Raw genomic sequence first — 10320 nt, 5'->3', positions numbered from 1 at the left:
GGGATTGCAAACATCGGCCGGGCCCCCGGATGCGGCAGACAGGGCGGCAGAGCGCGCGGACCACGCCCCGGCGGGCTCAACCGGCGCTCAAATGGCTCCGTGACGGGGGTCACGATAACCTTGCTGTATATCGTCCAAGATCGGAAGAGAAAACCATGAGCAACTCTGCAGACGACAATGATGTTGTCATCCTCGCCGCCGCCCGCACCCCCCAGGGCCGCCTGAACGGGCAGCTCGCCAGCTTCACGGCCGTGCAGCTCGGTGCCCACGCCATCAAGGCAGCCCTGGCCGCCAGCGGCGTCAACGCCGAGCAGGTGGACTCGGTGATCATGGGCCAGGTACTGCAGGCCGGGGCGGGCCAGAACCCCGCCCGCCAGAGCGCCGTCGGCGCCGGCATCGGCTGGAACGTCCCCACCGTGACCATCAACAAGGTCTGCCTGTCCGGGTTGACCGCCGTGATCGACGCGGCCCGGATGATCCGCAGCGGCGACGCTACAGTGGTGGTGGCCGGCGGACAGGAGTCCATGACCCGCGCACCGCACCTGCTCCCCGGCTCCCGGCAGGGCTGGACCTACGGTTCCATCCAGGCCCTCGACGCCGCAGCCCACGACGGCCTGACCGACGCCTTCGACGGCCAGTCCATGGGATTGTCCACCGAGAGCAGGAACCTCACGCTGGGGATCGACCGCGCCTCCCAGGACGAGGTGGCGGCGGCGTCCCACCAGCGCGCCGCCCGGGCCGCCAAGGACGGCGTGTTCGACGTCGAAATCTCCCCGATCAGCGTCAAGCAGCGCAAGGGCGACCCGGTCATCCTGGCCGCGGACGAAGGCATCCGGCCGGACACGACCGCGGGTTCCCTGGCCGGCCTGCGGGCAGCGTTCGCCACGGACGGCACCATCACCGCCGGCAACTCCTCTCCCCTGTCCGATGGCGCCTCCGCCCTGGTGCTCTCCTCGCGGCGGTTCGCCGAGGACAACGGTCTGGAGTACCTCGCCGTCGTCGGCAAGCCCGGGCAGGTTGCAGGGCCGGACAACTCGCTGCACTCCCAGCCCTCCAATGCCATCAAAAGCGCCCTGGACAAGGCCGGCTGGTCCGCCGCCGACCTGGACTTCATCGAGATCAACGAGGCCTTCGGCTCCGTAGCCGTGCAGTCGCTCAAGGACCTCGACTACCCGCTGGAGAAGTGCAATCTCCACGGTGGCGCGATCGCCTTGGGCCACCCCATCGGAGCGTCCGGCGCCCGGCTTGCGCTGCATGCCGCACACGAGCTCAAGCGCCGCGGCACCGGGAAGGCGGCTGTGTCCCTGTGCGGCGGCGGCGGCCAGGGCGAAGCCCTCCTGCTGTACCGCGACTGAGCGCTGTGACGGATCCCGCAGCGCCGGGAAAGGGCCGGGCCGGTGAAAGTGCGGACGACGGCGGACCCGTCGGCCGGGAGCGGTTCCTGGCCGCCGCCGCCGCGCGGGGCCTCAACGTCCGGCTCGTCGAGCGGCTGGCCGCGAACAGCCTCGAGGAGGCGGCACGGATCCTGGGGATCCAGCCCGGGGATATCGTGAAGTCGCTCGTGGTCAAGCACAAGGACGGCAGCTTCCTGTTCGCCCTCATCCCGGGCGACCGGCAGATCTCCTGGCCCAAGCTCCGGGCGCTGCTCGGAGTCAACAAACTCTCGCTGCCGACGGCGGAAGTCGCCCTGGATGCCACGGGCTATGAGCGGGGCACCATCACCCCGCTGGGGAGCACCGTGGCTTGGCCCGTGTACGCGGACCGGAGCATCACGGGCCGCCGGATTTCCATGGGTGCCGGCGAACACGGCTACAGCGCCTTCGTGGACGCCGACGCCCTGACCGCCGCCCTCGATGCGGTCGTCGCTGACATCTCCGAACCGAATTGACCGGCCACCCGATATAACCCGGCCGATCTAACCCGGCCGGGTTAACTGGGCCGGGTTAACAACCAGCGCGGGGTCACTTCGCGTCCGTCCCACACCTGGGATGGGCCGGAGTGACCCCGCGTTGCTTGTCTGCGGACGCTGGCACCGGTGTGCCGGAACGTCAGGCACCGGTGCGCCCGGAACGCAGGAAACCCCGCCCACCGGAGTGGACGGGGTTTCCCGGAGCAGAACGGGAACACGAGGTTCCCGGCCGGTTCCAGAAGCGGCGAGTTACTTGAGGGTAACGCGTGCGCCGGCTTCTTCGAGCTGTGCAACAGCCTTCTCGGCAGCTTCCTTGGTGACGCCTTCGAGAACAGCCTTCGGAGCGCTGTCAACCAGGTCCTTGGCTTCCTTGAGGCCGAGGGAAGTGATTGCGCGAACTTCCTTGATCACTGCGATCTTCTTGTCGCCAGCAGCTTCGAGGACGACGTCGAATGCCGTCTTTTCCTCTTCTTCTGCAGCAGCGCCGGCAGCGGGGCCAGCAACTGCAACAGCAGCAGCGGTAACTTCGAAGGTCTCTTCGAAGAGCTTGACGAACTCAGAGAGCTCGATGATGGTCAGTTCCTTGAAAGCTTCAATGAGCTCTTCGTTGGTGAGCTTCGCCATGGTGTGGCGTCCTTCCTATAGTGGTGCGCGGCGGCCCGGAGGCTCGCCTTTACACCGGAGTCTGGTTTAGAGAGTTAGTTCTCTTCGGGGGCTGCGGCGTCGGCCGGAGCCTCAGCAGCTGCGTCAGCGGGAGCGTCGGCCGGGGCTTCTTCAGCGGCGGGCGCTTCGGCTTCGGCCGGTGCACCGTTCTCTTCTTCAAGCTTGAGGCGCAGCGCGTCGATGATGCGTGCAGCGGCGGCAGCAGGAGCCTTGAGGATGCCTGCAACCTTGGCGAGCTGCAGCTCGCGGGACTCGAGTGCTGCCAGGGCAGCAACTTCGCTGGCGTTCAGTGCCTTGCCCTCGAAGTAACCGGTCTTGATAACCAGCTGCTTGTTGGTCTTGGCAAAATCCGTCAGGCTCTTGGCAGCGGCAACTGCGTCACCCTTGATGAACGCGATTGCAGTGGGGCCGGCGAGCTGACCGTCGAATGCTTCGACACCAGCTTCCTTGGCTGCAATGGCGGTCAGGGTGTTCTTGACGACCGAGAACTTGGTGTCCTGGCCGAGAGAGACACGCAGCTGCTTGAGCTGTGCAACGGTGAGCCCGCGGTATTCGGTCAGGACAGCGGCGTTCGATTCCTTGAAATCGTTAGTGATCTCAGCTACTGCTGAAACCTTGCTAGGCGTTGCCATAACCCTCCTTCCGGGGATAGTGCCGGTGTTTCCCGGTCCCCGCTCAAAAGAGCTAAAAACTAAAAACGCCCCGCGCAGATGCACGGGGCTTGTCTCGACGCAGTCCATGACTGCGGAGCTTTGCTTCGTTCACCTGCGCCGGCCGCCCTCTGTTCAGGGTCCTTCGTCTGAAAATCCACTGGCCCTCCCGGCGCGACTGCAGAAGTGAGTCTTGCTTGGGAGAGTGGATTTCCAACAACCGACGGTCTTTGGTTCACCCAGCTTACGCGAGACGTGGCACCCAGTCCAAATCGGCGGCCCGGCCGGCCGGTCAGCTGCTGCTCGGGCCGAAGTCCGGGAGTTCCTTCTGCCAGATCCCCGTCACGCCGGCGGTGGTGAACCCGAGCTGCAGGTTGACCTTGAGCAGGTACCGGTTCTCGGGGGCGTTCCAGGTATAGAGGACCCGGGCATCCGGGAACTGCTCAGAGAGCCGTTCCATGTTTGCGACCTTGATCAGCAGGCCCAGCTTGTTCCCGCGGTGCTCCCGCAGGACCACCGTGTCGTCCTGGAACACGACGTCGGGGCGCAGCGCGAGGACGCTGATGGTGGTCAGCCCAACGAGGCCGCCGCTGGCGAGATGCTCGACGGCGGTGACCACCGTTCTGCGGCCCTGCGCGATGGCGACGTCCTCCGCCTCACGGAGGATGCCGCCGTCGAACACCATGACCGTGTCATCAACCCCGGGCACGCCGTCTTCGCCGGCGCTGTTTTCCAGCGCGGCGACCGCCTCAAGCCACTCGTCGGGACACCGGTCCGTCCAGTGATGCAGCCGGTACCGGCCGCCGTTGGCTTCTTCCGCCTCGGTCTCCAGCTCCTCGACCAGCGCGCTGTCGAGGGGAAGTGTGCAGGCACTGAATTGTTCGATGTGCTGCAGGGTGTAGCCGCTGTGACGGGCGAACTCCACCTCACGGCTGTTCATCGGCACGAAGCCGAGGCCCGTGCCGGGCACCAGCTGGCCCTCCGCGTTGTCCCCCAGCGAGGAACTCGGATGGTTCGTATCGATGAGGATGGTGTGCCGGCCCTCGTCACGAGCGAAGTGCTCCGCGGCTTCAAGAAGCTGCCGGCCCACGCCCCGGCCCTGGAACTCGGGCAGGATGTCGAGGGCGAACTCCGCCAGATCGAGGTTGTCCGCGAGCGGCAGGGCGATGTCAACGGTCCCGACGATCTCGCCGTCGACCTTGGCCACGAGGATGACCTGGCGCTCGTAGGGGTCCGCCATCTCCAGGAGTTTTTCCTGCGGCGCGTAGGCGAGGTCATCGCTCCCCCAGGTCTGCATGCGCACCTTGCGGCCCACTTCGACGGCGGCGATGAAGTCCGCAGCGTCCTTCCCGGCCAGCGAATCGGGGATCCACAGCTGTTCAATCCGTACGTCGTCTGCCATAGAGGGCATCATCCCAGCCGTTCTGCCGTCCACCACGTGTGCCGGAACCCGGCATCAGCCGGGCTTTCACCCGTCAGCATATGCCGGTTTCGGTCACCGTTCCATGGGTTACGCCGTCACCACCTTCTGCCATTCGCCGTCCCAGCCCGCGGGCCGGAAACCAAGGGCGACATTGATGGCGAGCATGTGGTCGTTTTCCGCCGCGTTGAAGGTGATGACGCGTTCCACCGCCGGGTACTCCGCCAGGAGGCGGCGGAGGTTCCGGATCTTGACCAGCATGCCCAGGCGGTGTCCGCGGTGGCTGGCCGCGACGAGGGTGTCGTCCTGGTCGGCCAGCCACGGTTTGCTGGGCGCCAGCTCCAGCACGGAGTACGCGGCCAGTTCGCCGTTTTCGCGGTGCCTTGCGGCGGTGACGAGGGAGATGTTTCCGGCCTGCATCCAAGTCTCCTCAACGTTCCGGACGCGGGCAACATCCCAAGTCTCTTCCTCATAGCTGAGCCCGCCCGTCGGCGAATCCGTGCTCATCCGGGACATCAGCACGGCAAGCTGCTCGGCGTACTCATCCGGGCAACGGTCCGTCCAGGTGACCAGCTCGTAGTCCTCGGCTTTGGCCAGCGCCTCCCGCTCCAAGGCGTCCAGCAGGGCCGGAGCCGGCGGCATGCTGAGGCTGCTGAACCGCTCCACCTGCTCCAGCCGGTATCCCGCCGCCGTGGCGAAGCGGACGCCACGGGCCGCCGTCGGCAGCGCGCCGGTGCCGGTCAGCGGCGTGATCACCTCCGGGCCGTCAGCGTCGAAGTCCGTCGGGTGTTCCGTGAAGGTCATCAGGATGCTGCGGTTGTCGGCGGCGGCCAGCGCTTCGGCGTGCTCGAGCAGGGCGCGGCCGATCCCGCTGCCGGTGTAGCCGTTCAGGACGTCCACGTGGAGGAGCGCGCTGCCGAGGTTTTCCTGCAGCTCGCAGCGGATCCAGGACCGTGCGACCATCCGGCCGTCCACCCGGACGAAGAAAAGCCGCATGCGCGTGTAGGCGTCGTCCTTCCAGTACCGCAGCCGTGCCTCGGGCGGTGTGGCCCGGTCGAGGTTGCCCCAGCTCTCCAGCACCAGGGCGTCGCTGAGCCGGCTGAAGTCCATGAAGTCACCGGCGTCCGGCGCGTCGATGGATTCCGGCAGGATCAGGGGTTCTACGTGGTAGGTCGTTGCATTCACCGGGACAGCCTAACGGGCGCCCGGAATGCAGAAAAGACCGCCCCGCGGAGGCGGGACGGTCTTTTCGCTGCTTGTTAGGGCAAGCCTGGTGAGGCTTAGACCTCGGTCAGGACCTTGGTGACGTTGGGGTCAACCGAGATGCCCGGGCCGAACGTCGTGGCGACGGTGGCCTTCTGGATGTAGCGGCCCTTGGAAGCGGACGGCTTGAGGCGGAGAACCTCTTCCAGAGCGGCGGCGTAGTTCTCGGCCAGCTTCATGGCGTCAAAGGAAACCTTGCCGATGATGAAGTGCAGGTTCGAGTGCTTGTCGACGCGGAAGTCGATCTTGCCGCCCTTGATGTCGTTGACGGCCTTGGCGACGTCAGCGGTCACGGTGCCGGTCTTCGGGTTCGGCATCAGGTTACGCGGGCCCAGGACCTTACCGAGGCGGCCAACCTTGCCCATGAGGTCAGGGGTGGCGACGGCGGCGTCGAAGTCGGTCCAGCCGGCTGCGATCTTTTCGATCAGGTCATCGGAACCAACGAAGTCGGCGCCGGCAGCGATTGCTGCTTCAGCCTTGTCGCCCGTTGCGAAAACGAGGACGCGGGCGACCTTACCGGTGCCGTGCGGCAGGTTGACGGTGCCGCGGACCATCTGGTCAGCCTTACGCGGGTCTACACCCAGGCGGAAAGCGACCTCAACGGTGGCGTCGAACTTGGACGGGTTGGTGTCCTTGGCCAGCGTCACTGCCTCGAACGGCGCGTAGAACTTCTCCGCGTCGATCTTGGCTGCGGCTGCCTCATATGCTTTGCTGCGCTTTGCCATGCTGCTTATTTCTCCTTGTGCAGTTGTGGTCTGCGGACCGCGCTGGGCCCTGCCACAGTCGGGGCTCCGAACGGTTTATCCGTTCCGGGGTCCCGCTCTTGAATGTTTAGGTGGTGCCGGTTGCCCGGCGGTGCTGATCGGCGTCGTGCACGGTTTCCCGGACGCGGCGCATCAGCGGTGAGGAATTAACCCTCGACGGTGATACCCATGGAGCGGGCGGTGCCGGCGATGATCTTGGCGGCGCCTTCCAGGCTGGTGGCGTTGAGGTCTTCCATCTTGGTGGTGGCGATCTCGTTGACCTGGGCCTGGGTCAGCTTGGCAACCTTGACGGTGTGCGGGGTAGCCGAACCCTTGGCGACGCCTGCAGCCTTCTTGATGAGCTCTGCAGCCGGCGGGGTCTTGGTGATGAACGTGAATGAACGGTCCTCGTAGACCGTGATTTCAACCGGAATAACGTTGCCGCGCTGGGCTTCCGTCGCAGCGTTGTACGCCTTGCAGAATTCCATGATGTTGACACCGTGCTGGCCAAGCGCAGGACCGATCGGCGGGGCCGGGTTAGCGGCACCTGCCTGGATCTGCAGCTTGATGAGGCCGGTGACCTTCTTCTTGGGAGCCAATGTAGGGTCCTTCTCTCAATTACGTCCTGGGACACAGGAGCGTGCCTCAGGTTGGTGGCCGCCATGGCGAGGCGGCCGGCCGCCCCTGACTGCTAAAGCGGGCAGTCCGGGGCGAATTCTGTGGGGGTAACTAGATCTTGCTGACCTGGTTGAATGCCAGCGTGACCGGGGTCTCGCGCTCGAAGATGGAAACCAGCACCACGAGGGTCTGGGAATCCACCTTGATTTCGGAGATCGTGGCCGGAAGGGTCTCGAAGGGACCTTCCTTGACGATGACCGACTCGCCAACTTCGAAGTCGACGTCGATCTGTGCGGCGGCGTGCTTGACCGGCTTGCCCTTCTCGGCCTGCTCTTCTTCGAAGACTGGGGCGAGCATGGAGAAGACCTCGTCAAGGCGCAGCGGGACCGGGTTGTGGGCGTTGCCCACGAAGCCGGTGACACCGGGGGTGTGGCGGACGGCGCCCCAGGAGGCATCCGTCAGGTCCATGCGGACCAGGACGTAGCCGGGGATGCGGACGCGGTTGATGACCTTGCGCTGAGCGTTCTTGATCTCAACGACTTCCTCCATCGGAACCTGGATTTCGAAGATGTAATCTTCCATGTCCAGGGTCTGGATGCGGGTTTCAAGGTTGGCCTTCACGCGGTTTTCATAACCTGCGTAGGAGTGGATGACGTACCAGTCACCTTCCTGGCGGCGCAGCTTGGCCTTGAATTCATCGGCCGGATCAACCTCTGCGGCGGCAGCAGCAGCGGCCAGCGCGTCGCCGGACTCGCCCTCAGCTTCTTCGCCGGCGTCGTCGCCCGCCTCAGCGGCTTCAGCCGTATCAGCAGCCTCGTCAGCGACGTCGGATTCGGGCGCAGCAGACGCAGCCTCGGACTCTTCCCCGGCTTCCACCGCGGCGTCCTGGCTCTTATCCAGCTCAGTCTCAGTTACCTCGAGCTCCTGCTCTGACACTTGGTCTCCTGCTTCCTCATTGCCTAACATGCCTATTTAAATGACTCAATTCCGCACACCCCGCGGATTCCCCGGAATCCCGGTGGTAATCCACGCAGTCTGCGGACCGGTCGCCTTAGCTGTCCGTGGGGCCCGTGCCGCCGAAGACCCAGCCCACGGCGGTCCCGAAGGCCAGATCCAGCAGGGTGACGATGAGCATCATGATGACCACGAACACCAGCACCACGAGGGTGTAGTTGATCAGTTCCTTGCGGGTCGGTGCGACGACCTTCTTCAGTTCGCCGATGACCTGGCGGACGAAGAGCGCGATTCGAGCGAAGAAGCCCGCCTTGGGGGCGTTCTTGGCGGGGCGGCCACTGGAGCTGCTTGCAGCCGTTTCGGTCACCTGGTCCTCACTCATCCTCGCAATGTCGGATACCCGGCTCTGAACTGAACCATGGTTGCTGCGCTTGTTCCGGAGAAACCGGAACAGCTTGCGCAGGGCAGACAGGACTCGAACCTGCAACCTGCGGTTTTGGAGACCGCTGCGCTACCAATTGCGCCACTACCCTATGGATTGAAAAACCGGTTCCGGCCCGTTTCCCCAGACTTCCCTGAGGCGCAGACCATCATCGTGTTTTCAACACCGGAGAACCAGTCTACGCAACAACTGCGCCTACGTCGAACCGGCCTCACCGGACGCTCCGTGTCACCGGGAAAATAAGCCGCGAAGTCGCCACCGCGTGCGCAGTCACAATTCCCGGCCGGCACCCCGGACCGTCCGCAGATCAGCATAGAGTAGATTTCGTCGAATCCCACAAACAGCCCCAGAGGCTGCTAGCGAAGAATGGACCCGCGATGCCTGCCGCCCGCATTTCACAGCGAATTTCCGCCATAGCCGAATCCGCCACGTTGGCCGTTGATGCCAAGGCGAAGGCACTGAAGGCGGCCGGCCGCCCAGTCATCGGCTTCGGCGCCGGGGAGCCTGACTTCCCGACCCCCGGGTACATCGTGCAGGCAGCCATCGAAGCCGCCAGCCAGCCCAAGTACCACCGCTACTCTCCGGCCGGCGGGCTGCCGGAGCTGAAGCAGGCCATCGCGGACAAGACCTTCCGGGATTCCGGCTACAAGGCCGAGGCGTCCCAGGTGCTGGTCACCAACGGCGGCAAGCAGGCCGTGTACAACACCTTCGCCACACTGCTGGATCCGGGCGACGAGGTCATCGTCCCGACGCCGTTCTGGACCACCTACCCGGAAGCCATCCGGCTCGCGGGCGGCGTTCCGGTCGAGGTCTTCGCAGGACCGGAGCAGGAGTACCTGGTCACGGTGGAGCAGCTCGAGGGCGCCCTCACCGACCGCACCAAAATCCTGCTCTTCGTCTCCCCGTCCAACCCCACGGGGGCCGTGTACTCCCCGGAACAGGTCAGGGAGATCGGCCAGTGGGCCGCTGCCAAGGACCTCTGGGTGGTCACGGATGAGATCTACGAGCACCTGACCTATGACGGCGTGCCCTTCACTTCGATCGCCACGGCCGTCCCGGAGCTGGGCGACAAGGTGGTCATCCTCAACGGCGTCGCGAAGACCTACGCCATGACCGGCTGGCGCGTGGGCTGGATGATCGGCCCGGCCGATGTCATCAAGGCCGCAACCAACCTGCAGTCGCACGCCACCTCCAACGTCTCCAACATCCCGCAGGTGGCAGCCCTCGCCGCAGTGTCCGGCCCGCTGACCGCCGTCGACGAGATGAAACTGGCGTTCGACCGCCGCCGTAAGGCCATCGTGGCCGGGCTGAACGCCATCGAGGGCGTGGAATGCCCGACGCCGAAGGGCGCCTTCTACGTCTATGCCGACGTCCGCGCCCTGCTCGGCAAGGAGTTCCCCTCCGCGAACGGCCCGGTCCGGCCGTCGACGTCAGCCGAGCTTGCCGCCCTGATCCTGGACGAGGTGGAGGTGGCGGTGGTTCCGGGCGAGGCTTTCGGCCCCTCGGGCTACCTGCGCCTCTCCTACGCCCTCGGCGACGAGGACCTGGCCACCGGCGTCGCCCGGCTGCAGGACTTCCTCGGCAAGGCGCAGTAGGACGCCCCCTCAGGTCCCGCAGCAAAAACCCGGACGCTCCCTCAGGTCCTGCACGAGTCCTAC

11 protein-coding genes and 1 tRNA gene are annotated in these 10320 nt (G+C 65.5%); 3 read left to right on the top strand and 9 right to left on the bottom strand.

The annotated features are described in order from the left end of the window. Positions 1 to 155 precede the first annotated feature (155 nt). Both ASE96_RS01930 and ASE96_RS01925 read left to right on the top strand, forming a co-directional pair. A complete protein-coding gene (locus tag ASE96_RS01930) occupies positions 156 to 1355 on the top strand; it encodes an acetyl-CoA C-acetyltransferase (protein ID WP_056425201.1) in 1200 nt (399 codons plus the stop codon). Between the two features lie 5 nt (positions 1356 to 1360). Then, a complete protein-coding gene (locus ASE96_RS01925; protein WP_056425198.1) occupies positions 1361 to 1888 on the top strand; it encodes an aminoacyl-tRNA deacylase in 528 nt (175 codons plus the stop codon). 270 nt (positions 1889 to 2158) lie between these two features. Here the strand turns inward: ASE96_RS01925 and rplL are convergent, their stop codons facing one another. From rplL to ASE96_RS01880, 9 genes are all read right to left on the bottom strand, one after another. Further along, positions 2159 to 2533 (bottom strand): 50S ribosomal protein L7/L12, encoded by a 375-nt coding sequence (rplL, locus tag ASE96_RS01920; protein ID WP_056425195.1) that lies wholly within the window; start codon positions 2531 to 2533, stop codon positions 2159 to 2161. Positions 2534 to 2607: 74 nt separating this feature from the next. Continuing rightward, complete coding sequence (gene rplJ, locus ASE96_RS01915; protein ID WP_056425194.1) at positions 2608 to 3204, bottom strand: 50S ribosomal protein L10; 597 nt, start codon at positions 3202 to 3204, stop codon at positions 2608 to 2610. A gap of 310 nt (positions 3205 to 3514) precedes the next feature. Further along, positions 3515 to 4624: a GNAT family N-acetyltransferase gene (locus tag ASE96_RS01910; RefSeq protein WP_056425193.1), complete on the bottom strand. Its 1110-nt coding sequence runs from the start codon at positions 4622 to 4624 to the stop codon at positions 3515 to 3517. A 108-nt stretch (positions 4625 to 4732) separates the two neighbouring features. After that, a complete protein-coding gene (locus ASE96_RS01905; protein WP_056425192.1) occupies positions 4733 to 5827 on the bottom strand; it encodes a hypothetical protein in 1095 nt (364 codons plus the stop codon). A 95-nt stretch (positions 5828 to 5922) separates the two neighbouring features. Then, on the bottom strand, positions 5923 to 6630 hold the full coding sequence (rplA, locus tag ASE96_RS01900) for a 50S ribosomal protein L1 (RefSeq protein WP_056425191.1): 708 nt from the start codon (positions 6628 to 6630) through the stop codon (positions 5923 to 5925). 185 nt (positions 6631 to 6815) lie between these two features. After that, positions 6816 to 7247, bottom strand: a complete 432-nt coding sequence (rplK, locus tag ASE96_RS01895; protein ID WP_018773647.1) for a 50S ribosomal protein L11 — start codon at positions 7245 to 7247, stop codon at positions 6816 to 6818. A gap of 130 nt (positions 7248 to 7377) precedes the next feature. After that, positions 7378 to 8202: a transcription termination/antitermination protein NusG gene (gene nusG, locus ASE96_RS01890; protein WP_056425188.1), complete on the bottom strand. Its 825-nt coding sequence runs from the start codon at positions 8200 to 8202 to the stop codon at positions 7378 to 7380. Positions 8203 to 8317: 115 nt separating this feature from the next. Continuing rightward, positions 8318 to 8602, bottom strand: coding sequence for a preprotein translocase subunit SecE (gene secE / locus ASE96_RS01885; protein ID WP_056426579.1), 285 nt, complete (start codon positions 8600 to 8602; stop codon positions 8318 to 8320). Positions 8603 to 8680: 78 nt separating this feature from the next. Beyond that, positions 8681 to 8753, bottom strand: a tRNA-Trp gene (locus ASE96_RS01880). Positions 8754 to 9039: 286 nt separating this feature from the next. On the opposite strand from ASE96_RS01880, the gene ASE96_RS01875 reads away from it, so the two are divergent. Next, positions 9040 to 10257 carry a pyridoxal phosphate-dependent aminotransferase gene (locus ASE96_RS01875; RefSeq protein ID WP_056425187.1) on the top strand — a complete coding sequence of 406 codons (1218 nt, stop codon included), beginning with the start codon at positions 9040 to 9042 and terminating at the stop codon, positions 10255 to 10257. Positions 10258 to 10320 lie beyond the last annotated feature (63 nt).

Origin of the sequence: Arthrobacter sp. Leaf69 (assembly GCF_001422645.1) — a bacterium.
In the GTDB taxonomy this organism is placed as follows: domain Bacteria; phylum Actinomycetota; class Actinomycetes; order Actinomycetales; family Micrococcaceae; genus Arthrobacter.
This window is presented reverse-complemented; position numbering and strand designations above follow the sequence as displayed.

Bases quoted from the DNA above. Each gene is read 5' to 3' on its own strand.
- ASE96_RS01930 (WP_056425201.1), top strand. From the start codon at position 156: ATGAGCAACTCTGCAGACGACAATGATGTTGTCATCCTCGCCGCCGCC.
- rplL (WP_056425195.1), bottom strand. From the start codon at position 2,533: ATGGCGAAGCTCACCAACGAAGAGCTCATTGAAGCTTTCAAGGAACTG.
- rplJ (WP_056425194.1), bottom strand. From the start codon at position 3,204: ATGGCAACGCCTAGCAAGGTTTCAGCAGTAGCTGAGATCACTAACGAT.
- ASE96_RS01910 (WP_056425193.1), bottom strand. From the start codon at position 4,624: ATGGCAGACGACGTACGGATTGAACAGCTGTGGATCCCCGATTCGCTG.
- rplA (WP_056425191.1), bottom strand. From the start codon at position 6,630: ATGGCAAAGCGCAGCAAAGCATATGAGGCAGCCGCAGCCAAGATCGAC.
- secE (WP_056426579.1), bottom strand. From the start codon at position 8,602: ATGAGTGAGGACCAGGTGACCGAAACGGCTGCAAGCAGCTCCAGTGGC.
- ASE96_RS01875 (WP_056425187.1), top strand. From the start codon at position 9,040: ATGCCTGCCGCCCGCATTTCACAGCGAATTTCCGCCATAGCCGAATCC.